The organism is Pseudomonas sp. NBRC 111133 (assembly GCF_001320605.1).
Classification (GTDB): Bacteria; Pseudomonadota; Gammaproteobacteria; order Pseudomonadales; family Pseudomonadaceae; genus Aquipseudomonas; species Aquipseudomonas monteilii.
Genome location: NZ_BCBJ01000075.1, coordinates 29,771 through 48,597, shown reverse-complemented (window position 1 = coordinate 48,597; position 18,827 = coordinate 29,771). Strand labels below are relative to the sequence as shown.

Sequence of the window (18,827 nt, the reverse complement as noted above, 5' to 3'; positions counted from 1 at the left end):
AAATCATTGAACTGGGCACAAGGGGCGGATTGTAGCGTACTTGGGCGGTAATCGCGCAGAGGGGCCAGGCGGTTTATTTGACCTGCCAGACAGCCGCGCGCCCGGCGCGATCTATGCTTGTTCCATAGGCAATGTGTTCGGCCGGGCGTAGACATGAGCAATTTCTTGACCTTTGAGTCAGAAAAATATTGACCTGCTAGACAGGTCTTGCTTAGAGTCCGCCCAACAACAATAAAACCATTGCGAGGCCATCCCCGTGATCCAGTTTCTCGTCAACCAGGAGTTGCGCAGCGAGCACGCCCTGGACCCGAACATGACGGTGCTGCAGTACCTGCGCGAGCACTTGGGCAAACCCGGCACCAAGGAGGGCTGCGCCAGTGGTGACTGCGGCGCCTGCACCGTGGTGGTCGGCGAACTGACCCAGGACGACCTGGGCAACGACAGCCTGCGTTATCGCAGCCTCAACGCGTGCCTGACGTTTGTCTCGTCGCTGCACGGCAAGCAATTGATCAGCGTTGAAGGCCTCAAGCATAAGGGCCAGCTGCACAGCGTGCAGCAAGCCATGGCCGATTGCCATGGTTCGCAATGCGGCTTCTGCACCCCCGGTTTCGTGATGTCGCTGTTCGCCCTGCAAAAGAACAGCAGCGGCCCCGACCTGCACCAGGCCCAGGAAGCCCTGGCCGGCAACCTGTGCCGTTGCACCGGCTACCGCCCGATCCTCGACGCCGCCGAACAGAGCTGCCGCCAGCCCTGCCGCGACCAGTTCGATGCCCAGCAGGCGCAAACCATCAGCCGCCTCAAGGCCATTACGCCGACCCAGACCGGCGAACTGAACAGCGGCGACAAACGCTGCCTGGTGCCGCTGACCGTGGCCGATCTGGCCGACCTTTACAGCTCGCACCCCGAAGCCCGCCTGCTGGCCGGCGGTACCGACCTGGCGCTTGAAGTGACTCAGTTCCACAAGACATTGCCGGTGATGATCTACGTCGGCCACGTGGCCGAGCTCAAGCGCATCGAGAAAACCGCCAGCCACCTGGAAATCGGCGCTGCCACCCCGCTCACCGACTGCTACGGCGCGCTGAACGAGGAGTACCCGGACTTCGGTGCCTTGCTGCACCGGTTTGCCTCGCTGCAGATCCGCAATCAGGGCACCCTTGGAGGCAACATCGGCAACGCCTCGCCGATCGGCGACTCGCCACCCCTGCTGATCGCCCTGGACGCGCAGGTCGTGCTGCGCCAAGGCGAGCGTCAGCGGGTAATGCCACTGGAAGACTACTTCATCGATTACCGCATTACCGCCCGCCAGGACAGCGAGTTCATCGAGAAGATCATCGTGCCGCGTGCCACCCGCGACTGGGCGTTCCGCGCCTATAAGGTGTCCAAACGCCTGGACGATGACATCTCCGCCGTGTGCGGGGCGTTCAACCTGAGCATCGAAGACGGCGTGGTCAGCGGTGTGCGCATCGCCTTCGGCGGCATGGCCGCCATCCCCAAACGCGCCCGTGCCTGCGAAGCGGCGCTGCGTGGCAAGCCGTGGGACCAGGCTGCCATCGAGCGCGCCTGCCAGGCCTTGGCCGAGGACTTCACCCCGCTCAGCGACTTCCGCGCCAGCAAGGAATACCGCCTGCTGACCGCACAGAACCTGCTGCGCAAGTACTTCATCGAACAGCAAACGCCGTACATCGAAACCCGGGTGACCGCTTATGTCTAACCATCACGTAGCCAAAAGCCAGGCCGAGATGGCCGAGCTGTTCAGCCAGGACCTGACCACCGGGGTCGGCCGCAGCGTCAAGCACGACAGCGCCGACAAGCATGTGTCCGGCGAGGCGCTGTACATCGACGACCGCCTGGAATTCCCCAACCAGTTGCACGTCTATGCACGCACCGCCGACCGTGCCCATGCGCGTATCCTGCGTATCGACACTACGCCGTGCTATGCCTTCGAAGGCGTGCGCATCGCCATCACCCACGAAGACATCCCCGGCCTGAAAGACATCGGCCCGGTGGTGGCCGGCGACCCGCTGTTGGCCATCGACAAGGTCGAGTTCTTCGGCCAGCCAGTGCTCGCCGTCGCAGCCCGCGACCTGGAAACCGCGCGCCGTGCAGCCATGGCCGCCATCGTCGAATATGAAGACCTGGAGCCGGTGCTGGACGTGGTCGATGCACTGCGCAAGAAGCACTTCGTGCTCGACAGCCACACCCACCAACGCGGCGATTCCGCTGCCGCGCTGGCCAGCGCCCCGCACCGCATTCAGGGCACCCTGCACATCGGCGGCCAGGAACACTTCTACCTGGAAACGCAGATTTCCTCGGTGATGCCCACCGAAGATGGCGGCATGATCGTCTACTGCTCCACGCAAAACCCCACCGAAGTGCAGAAGCTGGTGGCCGAAGTGCTCGACGTGCCGATGAACAAGGTGGTGCTGGACATGCGCCGCATGGGTGGCGGTTTTGGCGGCAAGGAAACCCAGGCTGCCAGCCCGGCGTGCCTGTGTGCCGTGGTGGCCCGCCTGACCGGCCAGCCCACCAAGATGCGCCTGCCGCGTGTCGAAGACATGACCATGACCGGCAAGCGCCACCCGTTCTATGTGGAATATGACGTGGGCTTTGACGACAACGGTCGCCTGCACGGCATCAACTTCGACCTGGCCGGCAACTGCGGTTACTCCCCCGACCTGTCCGGTTCGATCGTCGACCGCGCCATGTTCCACTCCGACAACGCCTACTACCTGGGCGATGCCACCGTGCATGGTCACCGCTGCAAGACCAACACTGCCTCCAACACCGCCTACCGCGGCTTTGGCGGCCCGCAGGGCATGGTTGCCATCGAACAGGTGATGGACCACATCGCCCGTCACCTGGGCCGCGACCCACTGGCGGTGCGCAAGGCCAACTACTACGGCAAAACCGAGCGCAACGTCACCCACTACTACCAGACCGTCGAGCACAACATGCTCGATGAGATGACCGCCGACCTGGAAGCCAGCAGCGACTACGCCGAGCGACGCGAGTCGATCCGCCGCTTCAACGCCAACAGCCCAGTGTTGAAGAAAGGCCTGGCACTGACGCCAGTCAAGTTCGGCATCTCGTTCACCGCGACCTTCCTCAACCAGGCCGGTGCACTGATCCACATCTATACCGACGGCAGCATTCACCTGAACCACGGTGGCACCGAGATGGGCCAAGGCCTGAACACCAAGGTAGCGCAGGTGGTGGCGCAGATCTTCCAGGTCGATTTCAGCCGCATCCAGATTACCGCCACCAACACCGACAAGGTGCCCAACACCTCGCCGACCGCAGCCTCCAGTGGCGCCGACCTGAACGGCAAGGCGGCGCAGAACGCTGCCGAAATCCTCAAGAAGCGCCTGACCGAGTTCGCGGCGCGGCATTACAACGTGACCGAGGAAGACGTCGAGTTCCGCAATGGCCATGTGCGTGTACGCGACCAGATCGTCAGCTTCGAGCATCTGGTGCAACAGGCGTACTTCGCCCAGGTGTCGCTGTCCAGCACCGGTTTCTACCGCACGCCGAAGATCTTCTACGACCGCAGCCAGGCGCGCGGCCGGCCGTTCTACTACTTCGCTTTCGGCGCCGCCTGCGTGGAAGTGATCGTCGATACCCTGACCGGCGAATACAAGATGCTGCGCGCCGATATCCTGCACGACGTGGGCGACTCGCTGAACCCGGCCATCGACATCGGCCAGGTGGAAGGCGGTTTCATCCAGGGCATGGGCTGGCTGACCACCGAAGAACTGGTGTGGAACGCCAAGGGCAAGCTGATGACCAATGGCCCGGCCAGCTACAAGATCCCGGCGGTGGCTGACATGCCGCTGGACCTGCGGGTGAAGCTGGTGGAAAACCGCAAGAACCCCGAAGACACCGTGTTCCATTCCAAGGCCGTGGGCGAGCCGCCGTTCATGCTCGGCATCGCCGCCTGGTGTGCGATCAAGGATGCCGTGGCGAGCCTTGCCGATTACCGGGTACAGCCGAGCATCGACGCACCGGCGACACCAGAGCGGGTGCTGTGGGGCTGTGAGCAGATGCGCAAGGCGGTGGCTCAGCAACAGACTGCCGAACAAGAACTGGAAACCGTCACCCACTGACAGCGAGGAACCCTGTGGGAGCGGGCGCGCCCGCGAAGAAGGCAACACCGTGAATGGCACCGGCTCTGCCGGTGTTCGCGGCGGTTCGACGCCTCGACACCCCCGCTCCCACAGAGTCTGCGGCGCAACATAGAGAGGTTGCATCATGCACCAATGGATCAACGCCCTCGCCGACCACCAGTCCCGTGGGGAAGCCTGCGTACTGGTGACCATCATCGAAGAACGCGGCTCCACCCCGCGTAACGCCGGCTCGAAAATGGTCGTCAGCGCCAATGGCCTGTTCGACACCATCGGTGGCGGCCACCTGGAATACAAGGCCCTGCACATCGCCCGGCAGATGCTCGAAGAGCAGCGCACTACCCCACACCTGGAGCGCTTCAGCCTCGGCGCCAGCCTGGGCCAGTGCTGCGGCGGCGCTACCGTGCTGCTGTTCGAGCCCATGGCCGCCGTGCAGGCGCACATCGCCGTGTTCGGCGCGGGCCATGTCGGCCGTGCTCTGGTACCCTTGCTCGCCGCGCTACCCTGCCGGGTGCGCTGGATCGACTCGCGCGAACAGGAATTCCCCGAATTCATCCCCAACGGGGTGACCAAGGTCGTCAGTGAAGAACCGGTCGACGAAGTCGCAGACCTGCCGCCAGGCTGCTACTGCATTGTCATGACCCACAACCACCAGCTCGACCTGGAACTGACCGCCGCCATTCTCAAGCGCAACGACTTCACCTGGTTCGGCCTGATCGGCTCGAAGACCAAGCGGGTCAAGTTCGAGCATCGCCTGCGCGAACGCGGCTACGACGATGCCGTGCTGGCACGCATGCGCTGCCCGATGGGCCTGCCTGACGTGAAGGGCAAGCTGCCCATCGAGATTGCCGTGTCCATCGCCGGTGAAATCATCGCCACCTACAACGCCTGCTTCGGCCAGCACGATGCTGCCGCCAATGCCGGCCCCATTGCCCAGTTGCTGCCGCCCTCCCGGCGCAGCCAAGCCATTTGACGAGTGTGTTATGACCGTTACCCGCAAAGCCTACCGTGCCGCCATCCTGCACAGCATCGCCGACCCGGCCGAGGTGGGCCTGGAGGCTTCCCATGAGTACTTCGAAGATGGCCTGCTGGTGGTCGACGATGGCCGCATAAGCGCCATCGGCCATGCCAGCGAGCTGCTGCCAACCCTGGACGCCGGCATCCCGGTAGAGCACTACCAGGACGCGCTGATCACCCCGGGTTTCATCGACACCCATATCCATTTCCCGCAAACCGGCATGATCGGCTCTTACGGCGAGCAACTGCTGGACTGGCTGAACACCTACACCTTTCCCTGCGAAAAGCAGTTCGCCGACAAAGCGCACGCCGACCAGGTAGCGAAGATCTTCCTCAAAGAGCTGCTGCGCAACGGCACCACCACCGCGCTGGTATTCGGCAGCGTGCACCCGGAATCGGTCAACGCCCTGTTCGAAGAGGCCGAGCGCCTGGACCTGCGCCTGATCGCCGGCAAGGTGATGATGGACCGCAACGCGCCGGACTATCTGACCGACACTGCCGAATCCGGCTATACCGAGAGCAAGGCGCTGATCGAGCGCTGGCATGGCAAGGGCCGCCTGCATTACGCCGTCACCCCACGTTTCGCCCCAACCAGCACACCGGAACAGCTGACCCTGGCCGGCCAGTTGCTCAAAGAACACCCGGGCGTTTACATGCACACGCACCTGTCGGAAAACCTTAAGGAAATCGACTGGGTCAAATCGCTGTTCCCCGAGCAGAAGGGTTACCTGGACGTCTACGACCACTTCGAGCTGCTGGGCGAGCGCTCGGTGTTCGCCCACGGCGTGCACCTGTGCGACGACGAATGCCAGCGCCTGGCCGAAACCGGCTCGGCCGTGGCTTTCTGCCCCACCTCCAACCTGTTCCTGGGCAGCGGTCTGTTCAACCTGCCCCAGGCTGAGCGCTTCAAGGTCAACGTGGGCCTAGGTACCGACGTGGGCGCTGGTACCAGCTTCTCGCTGCTCAACACCCTGAACGAAGCGTACAAGGTGATGCAGCTGCAAGGCGCGCGTCTGCACCCGTACAAGTCACTGTACCTGGCCACCCTCGGCGGCGCCCGTGCGCTGCGCCTGGACGACCGCATCGGCAGCCTGCGCCCGGGCAACGATGCCGACTTCGTGGTGCTGGACTACAAGGCAACGCCGCTGCTGGACTACCGTATTCAGCAGTCCAACAGCATCGAAGAGACCCTGTTCGTGCTCACCACCCTGGGCGACGACCGCACCGTGCGCGAAACCTACGCGGCCGGGCGGTGTGTACACCAGCGCTAAGGTTCTTTCGCCAGGCCCCGGTACAGCGCGCCGCCGATTGCAGCCCCGATCAGCGGCGCCACCCAGAACAGCCACAGCTGTTGCAGGGCCCAACCGCCGACGAACAAGGCCGGCCCCGTGCTACGCGCGGGGTTGACCGAGGTGTTCGTCACGGGAATGGAAATCAGGTGGATCAGGGTGAGGGCCAGGCCGATGGCAATCGGTGCGAACCCTGCCGTTGCCCGGGAGTCGGTCGCCCCCATGATCACCACCAAAAACATGGCGGTCATCACCACTTCACTGATAAAGCCCGCCCCCAGCGTGTAGCCGCCGGGCGAGTGGTCGGCGTAACCGTTCGAAGCCAGCCCTGCAGAAAGCTCGAAACCGGCCTTGCCGCTGGCGATGAGATAGATCACGCCTGCGGCCAGAATGGCGCCGATCACTTGTGCGATGACGTAGGGCAGCAGCTCCTTGGCCGGGAAACGCCCACCCACCACCAACCCGAACGAGACGGCAGGGTTGAGGTGACAACCGGAGATATGACCGATGGCAAACGCCATGGTCAACACAGTAAGGCCGAAGGCGAAAGCAACACCGAGAACGCCGATACCGACAGGGGAACTGGCTGCGAGTACCGCACTGCCACAGCCGCCGAGGACCAGCCAGAAGGTGCCGACCAGTTCGGCCCCCATCCGTTTGCCGAGGGACATGCTCATGACTCCATTCCTCAAGAAGTTGAACGCAACGAATGCGCAAGCCCAACTGCTTGATGAAGGTTTGCTCACAAGAATTTAGCAGACCTTTGGTCAATGGCCACTAATGAGTGTGTGCAAGGTCCCTGTGGGAGCGGGCGTGCCCGCGAACACGGACGAAGCCCGTGCCATCCACCGCGTCGCCTCCTTCGCGGGCACGCCCGCTCCCACAGGATTGCATGTACCTGAAAGAGGTGTGCCTACCCAGGCAAACGATCAACCCTTGGCCGAAGCCTTGGGCTTCTTCAACAGGTGCGAGAACACCGCATGCAGGTCGTCCGAGGCACTTTCCTCGTCCAGGTTCAGCTTGCTGTCGATGTGGTCCATGTGGTGCATCATCAGGCTCACGGCCTGTTCGGCATCGCGCGCCTCGATGGCATCGATCAGCTGCATGTGCTCGTCATACGAGCAGTGCGAGCGGTTACCACTTTCGTACTGGGCAATGATCAGCGAAGTCTGCGACACCAGGCTGCGCTGGAAGCTTACCAGCGGCGCATTGCCCGCCGCCTCGGCCAGCTTGAGGTGGAACTCGCCGGAAAGACGAATGCCGGCGCCCCGGTCACCGCGCGAGAAACTGTCGCGCTCTTCACGCACCATCTGCCGCAGCTCGTTGAGCTGGTCCAGGGTGGCGTGCTGCACGGCCAGCTCGGTAATGGCCCGCTCCACCATGCGCCGCGAGAAGAACACCTGGCGCGCTTCTTCCACCGTCGGGCTGGCCACTACCGCACCGCGGTTTGGCCGCAGCAGCACCACGCTTTCGTGGGCCAGGCGCGACAGCGCGCGGCGAATGATGGTGCGGCTGACGCCAAAGATTTCGCCCAGCGCTTCCTCGCTCAACTTGGTGCCCGGCGCCAGGCGCTGCTCAAGGATGGCCTCGAAAATATGCGCGTAGACGATATCGTCCTGGGTACCACTGCGGCCGGCCTTGCCGACACGTGCAGGTTTTTTCAGAGGTTGCAGCTGTTCGTTCATGGGCTCTCGAGGCACGAAGAGAAAGTATGGCGCCATTGTACACAGGCTGAGGCGATTCCGCAGGGGGCGTTTTACCTATATAGCCGTTGTACGACGCATTGCGCGCACAAAACATAAAACATTATTTGCATTCTTTGTACACAAAAGCATAATCCACCGAGCAACTTCTTGACCCTTAAGTCAACAAAACGGTCAGACGTCTGCCTTCCCTCACGGGGCCGCCAAGTGCATCGCTCAGGAATGGCTCCATAACAACAAGAAAGACTTGAGGAGTACTCGCTGTGGAAAGCCGCAAATCCGAAGCCCCTACGCTGGATCTTGCCCCACCGCTCGAAACGAGCTGGCTGGAGCGGATTTTCAAACTCAAGCAACACGGCAGCACCGTCAAAACCGAAATGATCGCCGGGGTGACCACCTTCATCACCATGGCCTACATCATCTTCGTCAACCCCAACATCATGGCTGACGCCGGCATCGACCATGGTGCCGCCTTCGTCGCCACCTGCATCGCCGCCGCGCTGGGCTGCCTGCTGATGGGCCTGTACGCCAACTGGCCAGTGGGCCTGGCGCCGGGCATGGGGCTTAACGCCTTCTTCACCTACACCGTGGTTGGCACCATGGGCTACAACTGGGAAACGGCGCTGGGGGCGGTGTTCGTCTCGGGCGTGCTGTTCATGTTCCTGACCTTGTCGAAAGTGCGCGAGTGGCTGCTGAACAGCATTCCGGTCAGCCTGCGCCATGCCATGGGGGCCGGCGTCGGATTGTTTCTCGGGCTGATCGGCCTGAAGACGGCAGGCATCATCGTCGACAGCCCCGCCACGCTGATCAAGCTGGGTTCGCTGCATGAACCTGGGCCGCTGCTGGCAGCCGTGTGCTTCCTGCTGATTGCCATCCTCAGCTACAAGCGGGTGTTTGGTGCGATCCTGATCAGCATTATTGGTGTCACCCTGGCGGGTTGGGGCCTGGGCCTGGTCAAGTTCGGCGGGGTGATGTCGATGCCGCCAAGCCTGGCACCGACCTGGATGGCCATGGACGTGGCGGGCGTGTTCAACGTCAGCATGATCAGCGTGGTGCTGGCGTTCCTGTTCGTGCACATGTTCGACACCGCCGGCACGCTGATGGGGGTGGCGCAGCGGGCCAACCTGGTTGCGCCGGACGGGCGTATCGAAAACCTGTCGAAGGCGTTGAAGGCTGACAGCGCTTCGAGCGTGTTCGGTGCGGTGGTGGGAGTACCGCCGGTCACCAGCTATGTGGAAAGTGCTGCGGGTGTGGCGGCGGGCGGCCGTACTGGCCTGACTGCGGTGGTGGTCGGCCTGCTGTTCATCGCCGCGATGTTCTTCGCCCCACTGGCCGGGATGATCCCCGCCTACGCAACGGCCGGTGCGCTGATCTATGTGGCGATGCTGATGATGGGCAGCATGGCGCACATTCACTGGGATGAAGCCACCGACAGCATTCCGGCGATTGTCACGGTGATCATGATGCCGCTGACCTTCTCGGTAGCGGATGGTATTGCCCTGGGCTTCATCAGCTATGTGGCACTGAAGGCAGGTACTGGCAAATACAAGGAAATCTCGGCCAGCCTGTGGGTCCTATGCGCAATCTTCATTGCGAAGTTCGTCTTCCTCTGAAGCCTAGCCTGCGCAATGGGTGCTTTGGCGCCCATTGCCAAAACTCAGTTTGCACCGATTATTACGCGGACAAGGCACTCGAAGCGCAGCCGGCTGCCAAATAGTGTCAAGAGCCAAAGGCTCGGATGAAATTCGCATCAACACCGAGCTTTTCCAAGACATCATTCAATTCATATAGGTTCTCGAAGCGGGTCTGAAAGTGGCCAGAATGATTATTGAAAGAAATTTGATCACCGTCACCCAGGATGATGTATCCAGCGCACTTTACGCTCTCGCCAAGACCCTTTGTGCCAAAACCCAGCCCAGAAAATTCAGCGAGGCTGCCGTGACTTGGCATTGTGAGGTCATCCTTGCTGCTGAACACGACCAACCGGCTCTCTTTGGTGAGTACAAATTTGTGGTTCCACCCCGGCTCGAGCTGCGCGAAGCCGTTTTTGCTGGTTATCTCCCTGAATAAGGTCGTGCTCTGTTTTACTTGCTTACTCGCATAGTTCATCTCTTCGCCCATATTCCAGTATTGATTGTTCGTGAGCCCATCTTCCACGGCAAGCGATTTGAAACGGCTGGCTGTCTGCTCAACAACACCCCAAAATCTTCTAGCGACTCGCCTGAAGGGATTTTTTCCACTGGGATCCTGCCCGTTGACAGGATCATTCAGGCAGTACGCATAGGCGTTGATTCCGCCTTTGTTAAATGGGCTCAAGCTATCCGGGCTGATAAATCGCATGAGGCGAGGGCTGTATACCCGGTGACCATTTCCGAGCGCATAGCCTTCCAGTGCAGCCTGAAAAAACTGACCATTGAAGCCTAATGCGTCGGTCGACGCCGTTTTAGCGCTTCGGTAACCATAAGGCGAATACACGTTGGTTGTGCTCATCGGACGAACCCTCAGGCGCCACACGAAGTCCATTTTTTTCAACTGAGCCCATAAATGTCTACTGACAAAAATGTCAGTCGAAGGGCTGATTTCAAATGAAAATACAAAACACCAGACGAAAAAAAGCCCGCCAGTGTGAGAGCGGGCCAAAGGACCTACGAAGATTCTTCTAGCGACCAACTAGCTTCCACGATAGGTCGAATAGCTGTACGGCGAGATCAGCAGCGGCACGTGGTAGTGCTCTTGCGCCTCGTCGATGCCAAAACGCAGCACCACAACATCCAGAAACGCCTGGGTCGGCAACTGCACGCCACGAGCGCGGTAGTAATCGCCAGCGCTGAACTGCAACTGGTACACACCAGTGCGGTAGTCGTCACCCTGCAGCAGCGGCGCGTCGACGCGGCCATCGCTGTTGGTCAGGGCGGTGTTCACCAGCTCCAGCTGCTGGCCCTCGACACGGTAAAGCTCGACCTTGATCGAGCTGCCCGGGCAGCCATGCGCGGCATCCAGTACGTGTGTGGTCAAACGTCCCATTGCGTGTCGCCTCTTGTTCAATCTGTGGGCAAGAAATACTCAGCCTATGCACCCAAACAGGGCCTGCGGTAGGCGGGAATGACGCCATTAAGACATTCCTCCGTAAAATTGTACACAATTTTTTGTACCCATCCGTCGCACCCGGCGTTTCCTGCCTATAAACGACCCATCGGTCGCAAATACAGGCACTGTAACGACCCCAATGTCATTAGCTGACCAATCAGGCAGGTTTCTTGCACTGTGTTTCCAGGTCGCTGCGCGGCGACAAAAGGAAAGAAATGCGGAAAAACAGGCTTACAAAAGATTTCAGAAGTTGTATACAATCAGCCCATCCGGTGGTGCGACATCCCGACGCGGCCCGCCCACCCCCCCGCACAAACGCACAAGAAGGAAGACTGCAGTGAGCGCTGACTACCCTCGCGACCTGATCGGTTACGGCAACAACCCTCCTCACCCGCAATGGCCGGGCAACGCTCGCATCGCGCTGTCTTTCGTCCTCAACTACGAAGAAGGCGGCGAACGCAACATCCTGCACGGTGACAAGGAGTCCGAAGCCTTCCTGTCCGAAATGGTAGCCGCCCAGCCACTGCAGGGCGCGCGCAACATGAGCATGGAGTCGCTGTACGAATACGGCAGCCGTGCCGGCGTGTGGCGGCTGCTGAAGCTGTTCAAGGACAGCGGCGTCCCGCTCACCATCTTCGCCGTGGCCATGGCCGCCCAGCGCCACCCCGATGTCATCCGTGCCATGGTCGAAGCCGGCCACGAGATCTGCAGCCACGGCTACCGCTGGATCGACTACCAGAACATGGACGAGGCCCAGGAGCGCGAGCATATGCTCGAAGCCATCCGCATCCTCACCGAACTCACCGGCGAACGCCCGCTGGGCTGGTACACCGGCCGCACCGGCCCGAACACCCGTCGCCTGGTGATGGAGGAAGGTGGTTTCCTGTACGACAGCGACACCTACGACGACGACCTGCCCTACTGGGAGCCGAACAACCCTACCGGCAAGCCGCACCTGGTGATCCCCTACACCCTGGACACCAACGACATGCGCTTCACCCAGGTACAGGGCTTCAACTGCGGCGAGCAGTTCTTCCAGTACCTGAAAGACGCCTTCGATGTGCTGTACGCCGAAGGCGCCGAAGCACCGAAAATGTTGTCCATCGGCCTGCACTGCCGCCTGGTCGGCCGCCCGGCGCGCCTGGCCGCCCTGAAGCGCTTCGTCGATTACGCAAAAAGCCATGACCAGGTCTGGTTCGCCCGTCGCGTGGACATCGCCCGCCACTGGCACACCACCCACCCGTACAAGAAAGAGAACGCCTGATGACCGCCTTCAACACCCTCAAGCCATCCGCCCTGGGCCGTGACGCCTTCGTCAGCGCCTTCGCCGACATCTACGAGCACTCGCCGTGGGTGGCCGAAAAGGCCTATGACCTGGGCCAACTGGGCGAGCTGGACGAAATCGAAGCCCTGCACCAGCGCATGAGCGACATTCTGCTCAGCGCCAACCACGCCGACCAGCTGGCACTGATCAACGCTCACCCGGACCTGGCCGGCAAGGCCGCCATCCAGGGCGAGCTGACCGAATCGAGCACCAACGAACAGGCCGGTGCCGGCATTCACCAGTGCACCGCCGAAGAGTTCGCCCGCTTCACCGAGCTGAACGACGCCTACAAGGCTAAGTTCCAGTTCCCGTTCATCATGGCGGTGAAGGGCAGCAACCGGCACCAGATCCTCGCCGCCTTCGAGAAGCGCATCCACAACGATGCCGATACCGAGTTCAAGGAAGCCCTGGCGCAGATCAACCTGATCGCCCTGTTCCGCCTGCTGCAGCTGTAAGCAACAGCCGAACCTTTTTCAGTACAACGAATAGATAAGAGAGACCCGCATGCGCACCCTGATGATCGAGCCCCTGACCAAAGAAGCCTTCGCCCCCTTCGGTGACGTGATCGAAACCGACGGCAGCGACCACTTCATGATCAACAACGGCTCGACCATGCGCTTTCACAAGCTCGCCACGGTCGAAACCGCCGAGCCTGAAGACAAGGCGATCATCAGCATCTTCCGCGCCGACGCGCTGGACATGCCGCTGACCGTACGCATGCTGGAACGCCATCCGCTGGGCAGCCAGGCTTTCATCCCGCTGCTCGGCAACCCCTTTCTGATCGTGGTCGCGCCCGTTGGCGATGCACCTGTATCAGGCTTGGTCCGGGCCTTCCGCAGTAATGGCAGGCAGGGCGTTAATTACCATCGCGGCGTCTGGCACCACCCGGTGCTGACGATCGAAAAGCGGGATGACTTCCTGGTGGTTGATCGCAGCGGTTCTGGCAACAACTGCGATGAGCATTACTTCACCGAGGAACAGATGCTGATCCTCAATCCCCACCAATAAGAAAAGGTCGGTCATCGTTCACGGTGATCGGCAGAGGTACATACTGTGGAAGCACACCTTCACGAATGGCTGAACCTGAGCATTCGCTGGGTTCACATGATCACCGGTGTCGCCTGGATCGGTGCATCGTTCTACTTCGTCTGGCTGGAGAACCACCTGAACCGAAGCAACCCGCGCGATGGGTTGTCGGGTGATCTCTGGGCGATTCACGGCGGTGGTATCTACCACCTGGAGAAATACAAGCTCGCCCCCCCGAAAATGCCCGAGAACCTGCACTGGTTCAAATGGGAAGCCTACTTCACCTGGATGTCCGGTATCGCCCTGCTGTGCGTGGTGTTCTACTGGAACCCGACCCTGTACCTGCTGGCCCCTGGCAGCACCCTGAGCGGTGCCGAAGGCGTGGCCATCGGGATCGGTTCGCTGGTGGCCGGCTGGTTCATCTACGACTTCCTGTGCGATTCGCCACTGGGTAAAAAACCTGCCCTGCTCGGTGCCGTACTGTTCGTCCTGATCATTGCCGCCTGCTTCGGTTTCAGCCTGGTGTTCAGTGGCCGTGGCGCCTACCTGCACACCGGCGCGATCATCGGCACCATCATGGTGGGTAACGTGTTCCGCATCATCATGCCGGCCCAGCGCCAGCTGGTGGCGGCGATCGAGAACAACCAGACGCCCGACCCGGTACTGCCGGCCAAGGGTCTGCTGCGTTCGCGTCACAACAACTACTTCACCCTGCCGGTGCTGTTCATCATGATCAGCAACCACTTCCCGAGCACCTACGGTAGCCAGTACAACTGGCTGATCCTGGCCGGCATTGCAGTCGCCGCGGTTCTGATCCGCCACTACTTCAACACCCGCCACGACAGCAACAAGTACGCCTGGACCCTGCCGGTCGGCGCCCTGGCAATGATTTGCCTGGCCTACGTTACCGGCCCTAAGCCGATGGCTGTATCGCCGGAGCAAGCCGCAGCGAAAGTCGAGTACCAACCACTGCCGGCTACTGCCGTCGGTGGCAAGACCGCCGCCGAACTGCGTGCCGAAGAAGCAGCCAAACCTGCCGAAGCACCGGCTGAAGCACCTGCCCAGGCGACTGCCCAGGCTGGCGGCGACAGCTTCGACAAGATCCACAACGTCATCCAGGAACGCTGCACCGTGTGCCACTCGTCCAAGCCGACCAGCCCACTGTTCAGCGCCGCCCCTGCCGGCGTGATGTTCGACACCCCGCAGCAGATCCAGGCCCAGGCCGCGCGCATCCAGGCGCAAGCGGTCGCCAGCCAGATCATGCCGCTGGGCAACATCACCCAGATGACCACCGAGGAGCGCAAGCTCGTCGGTGACTGGATCGCCAAAGGTGCCCCGGTCAACTGATCGAAGCCGCAAGCTTCAAGCCTCAAGCTGTAAGTCGTAGGTAACAAGCAAGCATCGAGCGTCAGGCTCCAACGCGGACCACCAAGCTTCTACGTGAAGCTTGCCGCCTGGAGCCTGGCGCTTGGATCCGAGAATAAAAACAAAACTCGAGGTGCTGCATGTCCGAGTCACGCAAGGCGTACATCCCCATTGCGCCGCCGCGCGAGCCCTTGCCCCTGTTCCAACTGATCCTGGTTGGCCTGCAACACGTTCTGCTGATGTACGGTGGCGCCATCGCCGTGCCGCTGATCATTGGCCAGGCCGCCGGGTTGTCCCGTGAAGAAGTCGCTTTCCTGATCAACGCCGACCTGCTGGTTGCTGGTGTCGCCACCATTATCCAGTCGTTCGGTATCGGCCCGGTGGGCATCCGCATGCCGGTGATGATGGGGGCCAGCTTCGCTGCCGTCGGCAGCATGGTGGCCATGGCCGGCATGCCCGGCGTGGGCCTGCAGGGGATCTTCGGCGCGACCATCGCCGCCGGGTTCTTCGGCATGCTGATCGCGCCGTTCATGTCCAAGGTCGTGCGTTTCTTCCCGCCGCTGGTCACCGGCACGGTGATTACCTCGATTGGCCTGTCGCTGTTCCCGGTGGCGGTCAACTGGGCCGGTGGCGGCCATGAAGCAGAAACCTTCGGCTCGCCGATCTACCTACTGGTAGCCGGCCTGGTGCTGGCGGTCATCCTGCTGATCAACCGCTTCATGCGCGGGTTCTGGGTCAACGTGTCGGTACTGGTGGGCATGGGCCTTGGCTACATCCTGGCCGGTTCCATCGGCATGGTCGACCTGTCGGGCCTGAAAGACGCACCGTGGTTGCAAGTGGTCACCCCACTGCACTTCGGCATGCCGACCTTCAGCCTGGCGCCGATCCTGTCCATGTGCCTGGTGGTGGTGATCATCTTCGTCGAGTCCACGGGCATGTTCCTGGCCCTGGGCAAGGTGACCGATCGCGAAGTCACCCCAGGGATGCTGCGCCGCGGCCTGCTGTGCGATGCCGGTGCATCGTTCATCGCCGGCTTCTTCAACACCTTCACCCACTCCTCGTTCGCCCAGAACATCGGCCTGGTGCAGATGACCGGGGTGCGCTGCCGCTTTGTCACCATCGTGGCCGGTGCACTGCTGATTGTGCTCAGCCTGCTGCCCAAGGCGGCCTTCCTGATTGCTTCGATCCCACCCGCTGTACTGGGCGGCGCGTCCATTGCCATGTTCGGCATGGTCACCGCCACCGGGATCAAGATTCTCCAGGAAGCGGACATCGGCGACCGCCGCAACCAGCTGCTGGTGGCGGTGAGCGTCGGCTTCGGGCTGATCCCCGTGGTGCGACCGGAGTTCTTCGCCCAGATGCCACAGTGGATGGAACCCATCACCCACAGTGGTATCGCCATGGCCACGGTCAGTGCCCTGGTGTTGAACGTACTGTTCAACATCCTCGGTGGCGCCGAACGCGCGGTGCACAACGACGCTTGTCACCAGCATTGAGCCAGACGGGGCGGCGCATGACCGCCCCGCATTCATATAAGCAGTAAACGCAACACCGTCGGCCCGCCGGAATGGGCCGCCCGGGGCGCCTGCGCGCCAAAAAAACCGCCAACAAAAACAATAAGTCCGGGAATCACAACATGAAGCGCATCACCACGTCACTGTTGCTGGGCAGCAGCCTGCTGGCCACCCTCCCCTCGCATGCAGGCGAATGGCTGCAATGGCACGGCGAAAGCCTGACCTACCTGTACGGCAAGGACTTCAAGGTCAACCCTGATATCCAGCAGACCATCACGTTCGAGCACGCCAACAAATGGAAGTACGGCGACACCTTCATGTTCGTCGACAAAATCTTCTACAACGGCAAGGCCGACGCCAGCAAAGGCGTGACCACCTACTACGGCGAGTTCAGCCCGCGCCTGTCGTTCGGCAAGATCTTCGATAAGAAACTGGCCTTCGGCCCGGTCAAGGACGTGTTGCTGGCCATGACCTACGAGCGCGGCGAAGGCGACAACGAGGCCTACCTGATCGGCCCCGGCTTCGACCTCGACATCCCCGGCTTCAACTATTTCACCCTGAATTTCTACGTGCGCAACACCGAGGGCAGCCGCCCCGGTGACAACGTCTGGCAGATTACCCCCGGCTGGTCCTACACCATCCCCGTGGGCCGGTCTGACATTCTGATCGACGGTTACATGGACTGGGTCACCGACAACGACCAGACCCGCCGTGGCACCTATCACGCCAACCTGCACTTCAACCCGCAGGTGAAGTACGACCTGGGCAAGGCGCTGAACCTGGGCGCCAAGCAGCTGTACGTGGGTTTTGAGTACAGCTACTGGAAGGACAAGTACGGCATCGACAGCCGCGGCAATCTGGACAGCAACCAGAGTGTCGCCAGTGCGCTGATCAAAGTGCACTTCTAGAAAACTGACCAAACGCACAAGTTTGTACCACCCCGCTCCAGGACGGAGCACTTGAGGCCCGGCGCGCAAGCCAGTAATCTGCGCGCCCCCTCGATCAGGGCAGAACGGATTCTGCCTGCGTTTACTGACCGCTCAGTCAATGAATACGGGCGGTTGGCCAACGTGTTGCCAGCCTGAAATACCCTTTTCATCCGTTCAGAACGAAGTCGAGCAGGAAGGTTTTGCCAACCCAGGAAAGTTGGCCCGACCCTTGCCAAACAGCTGTGGCCTATCGAAAAAAGCTGACTCGTAAGACAACAAAAAAGCGCCAATACCGAGCGCTGACAACAGATCAATCAAGGGAGCGACACTCGCAATGCGTACCATCAACAGCCTGATCCTCGCCGGCGGCCTGCTGGCCTGTGGCACCACCTTCGGCGGCGACCTGCTGCAATGGCAGAACAACAGCCTGACCTACCTGTGGGGCAAGAACTTCAAGGTCAACCCGGAAACCCAGCAAACCTTCACCTTCGAGCACGCTGACGCGTGGAAGTACGGCGACAACTTCTTCTTCGTCGACAAGATTTTCTACCAGGGCAAGAAGGACGCCAGCAACGGTCCCAACACCTACTACGGTGAGTTCAGCCCACGCCTGTCGTTCGGCAAGATCTTCGACCAGAAGCTGGAGTTCGGCCCGGTCAAGGACGTGCTGCTGGCCATGACCTACGAGTTTGGCGAGGGTGACACCGAGTCGTACCTGATCGGCCCAGGCTTCGACCTAGCCATCCCCGGCTTCGACTACTTCCAGCTGAACTTCTACAACCGCACCACCGACGGCAGCCGCGCCGGCGACAACGTGTGGCAGATCACCCCGGTGTGGTCGTACACCATTCCGGTGGGCGATTCCGACGTGCTGATCGACGGCTTCATGGACTGGGTGGTGGACAACGACGAAAACCGCCGCGGCACCTACCACGCCAACCTGCACTTCAACCCGCAGATCAAGTATGACCTGGGCAAGGCATTGCACTTGGGTGAGAAGCAGTTGTACGTGGGTGTGGAGTATGACTACTGGAAGAACAAGTACGGCATCAAGGACAGCGATGCGTTCACCACTGACCAGAACACCATGAGTTTCCTGGTGAAAGTGCACTTCTGATGCGCTGAAACGTGACAGCGCGTTGCATTAACAACGCGCTGTCACGTGCAATGCCCTGAGCTGCATGTAAGTAATTTCCTACAGCTTATTCAGATCAATCCTACTTTCATTTAAAGTTGCCTTGAAAGTCAGAGCAACCAGGCAAGGCAATAACACACCAAACAGCAAAAGCCCCGCTTCTACCTGCCAGTGTTCAATCACTCGAAAGATGTCCAGCACGAGCATGATGCTGCTGATTATCAATGCCAGACCGAACATCGCACAGCCCTTGTACAAAGCCTCGACGCCCGCCCCACGCAGTAACAGCCACAGGCCCAACGCCCCCAGGCCATGAC

Annotated in this window: 17 protein-coding genes; 12 read left to right on the top strand and 5 right to left on the bottom strand. The window is 61.1% G+C overall.

Annotation, left to right across the window (positions count from 1 at the left end; translation table 11 throughout):
- Positions 1 to 256 precede the first annotated feature (256 nt).
- From xdhA to guaD, 4 genes are all read left to right on the top strand, one after another.
- Complete coding sequence (gene xdhA, locus APH36_RS17630) at positions 257 to 1,711, top strand: xanthine dehydrogenase small subunit (protein WP_060499646.1); 1,455 nt, start codon at positions 257 to 259, stop codon at positions 1,709 to 1,711.
- On the top strand, positions 1,704 to 4,103 hold the full coding sequence (xdhB, locus tag APH36_RS17625; RefSeq protein ID WP_060499645.1) for a xanthine dehydrogenase molybdopterin binding subunit: 2,400 nt from the start codon (positions 1,704 to 1,706) through the stop codon (positions 4,101 to 4,103). The genes xdhA and xdhB overlap by 8 nt, the downstream gene beginning before the upstream one ends.
- A gap of 145 nt (positions 4,104 to 4,248) precedes the next feature.
- Positions 4,249 to 5,094: a xanthine dehydrogenase accessory protein XdhC gene (gene xdhC, locus APH36_RS17620; RefSeq protein ID WP_060499644.1), complete on the top strand. Its 846-nt coding sequence runs from the start codon at positions 4,249 to 4,251 to the stop codon at positions 5,092 to 5,094.
- A gap of 10 nt (positions 5,095 to 5,104) precedes the next feature.
- Positions 5,105 to 6,409, top strand: a complete 1,305-nt coding sequence (guaD, locus tag APH36_RS17615; protein ID WP_060499643.1) for a guanine deaminase — start codon at positions 5,105 to 5,107, stop codon at positions 6,407 to 6,409.
- Here guaD and aqpZ read toward each other — a convergent pair.
- Entirely contained in the window at positions 6,406 to 7,104 is a 699-nt protein-coding gene (gene aqpZ / locus APH36_RS17610; protein ID WP_060499642.1) for an aquaporin Z, read from the bottom strand. The two genes, guaD and aqpZ, sit on opposite strands and share 4 nt — an antisense overlap.
- A gap of 252 nt (positions 7,105 to 7,356) precedes the next feature.
- On the bottom strand, positions 7,357 to 8,112 hold the full coding sequence (locus APH36_RS17605; RefSeq protein ID WP_060499641.1) for a GntR family transcriptional regulator: 756 nt from the start codon (positions 8,110 to 8,112) through the stop codon (positions 7,357 to 7,359).
- Positions 8,113 to 8,393: 281 nt separating this feature from the next.
- On the opposite strand from APH36_RS17605, the gene APH36_RS17600 reads away from it, so the two are divergent.
- On the top strand, positions 8,394 to 9,743 hold the full coding sequence (locus APH36_RS17600; protein ID WP_003254327.1) for an NCS2 family permease: 1,350 nt from the start codon (positions 8,394 to 8,396) through the stop codon (positions 9,741 to 9,743).
- A gap of 106 nt (positions 9,744 to 9,849) precedes the next feature.
- Here the strand turns inward: APH36_RS17600 and APH36_RS17595 are convergent, their stop codons facing one another.
- Positions 9,850 to 10,620 (bottom strand): RHS repeat-associated core domain-containing protein, encoded by a 771-nt coding sequence (locus APH36_RS17595; protein ID WP_060499640.1) that lies wholly within the window; start codon positions 10,618 to 10,620, stop codon positions 9,850 to 9,852.
- A gap of 180 nt (positions 10,621 to 10,800) precedes the next feature.
- Complete coding sequence (uraH, locus tag APH36_RS17590) at positions 10,801 to 11,154, bottom strand: hydroxyisourate hydrolase (RefSeq protein WP_060499639.1); 354 nt, start codon at positions 11,152 to 11,154, stop codon at positions 10,801 to 10,803.
- Between the two features lie 400 nt (positions 11,155 to 11,554).
- Between uraH and puuE the strand changes: the two genes are divergently transcribed.
- The 7 genes from puuE (at position 11,555) to APH36_RS17555 (ending at position 18,492) form a co-directional block, all read left to right on the top strand.
- Complete coding sequence (gene puuE, locus APH36_RS17585; RefSeq protein WP_060499638.1) at positions 11,555 to 12,481, top strand: allantoinase PuuE; 927 nt, start codon at positions 11,555 to 11,557, stop codon at positions 12,479 to 12,481.
- A complete protein-coding gene (gene uraD, locus APH36_RS17580; protein ID WP_060499637.1) occupies positions 12,481 to 12,996 on the top strand; it encodes a 2-oxo-4-hydroxy-4-carboxy-5-ureidoimidazoline decarboxylase in 516 nt (171 codons plus the stop codon). Before puuE ends, uraD begins: the two co-directional genes overlap by 1 nt.
- Positions 12,997 to 13,045: 49 nt before the next feature.
- Positions 13,046 to 13,549 (top strand): ureidoglycolate lyase, encoded by a 504-nt coding sequence (locus APH36_RS17575; protein ID WP_012315446.1) that lies wholly within the window; start codon positions 13,046 to 13,048, stop codon positions 13,547 to 13,549.
- Between the two features lie 45 nt (positions 13,550 to 13,594).
- Positions 13,595 to 14,914, top strand: a complete 1,320-nt coding sequence (locus tag APH36_RS17570; RefSeq protein WP_060499636.1) for a urate hydroxylase PuuD — start codon at positions 13,595 to 13,597, stop codon at positions 14,912 to 14,914.
- 158 nt (positions 14,915 to 15,072) lie between these two features.
- Positions 15,073 to 16,428, top strand: a complete 1,356-nt coding sequence (locus APH36_RS17565; protein WP_016711731.1) for a nucleobase:cation symporter-2 family protein — start codon at positions 15,073 to 15,075, stop codon at positions 16,426 to 16,428.
- Between the two features lie 140 nt (positions 16,429 to 16,568).
- Entirely contained in the window at positions 16,569 to 17,354 is a 786-nt protein-coding gene (locus APH36_RS17560; RefSeq protein WP_060499661.1) for an outer membrane protein OmpK, read from the top strand.
- 355 nt (positions 17,355 to 17,709) lie between these two features.
- Positions 17,710 to 18,492, top strand: a complete 783-nt coding sequence (locus tag APH36_RS17555; protein ID WP_060499635.1) for an outer membrane protein OmpK — start codon at positions 17,710 to 17,712, stop codon at positions 18,490 to 18,492.
- Between the two features lie 78 nt (positions 18,493 to 18,570).
- On the opposite strand, the gene APH36_RS17550 is transcribed toward APH36_RS17555, so the two are convergent.
- Positions 18,571 to 18,810: a hypothetical protein gene (locus tag APH36_RS17550; protein WP_225521927.1), complete on the bottom strand. Its 240-nt coding sequence runs from the start codon at positions 18,808 to 18,810 to the stop codon at positions 18,571 to 18,573.
- Between the last annotated feature and the right edge of the window lie 17 nt (positions 18,811 to 18,827).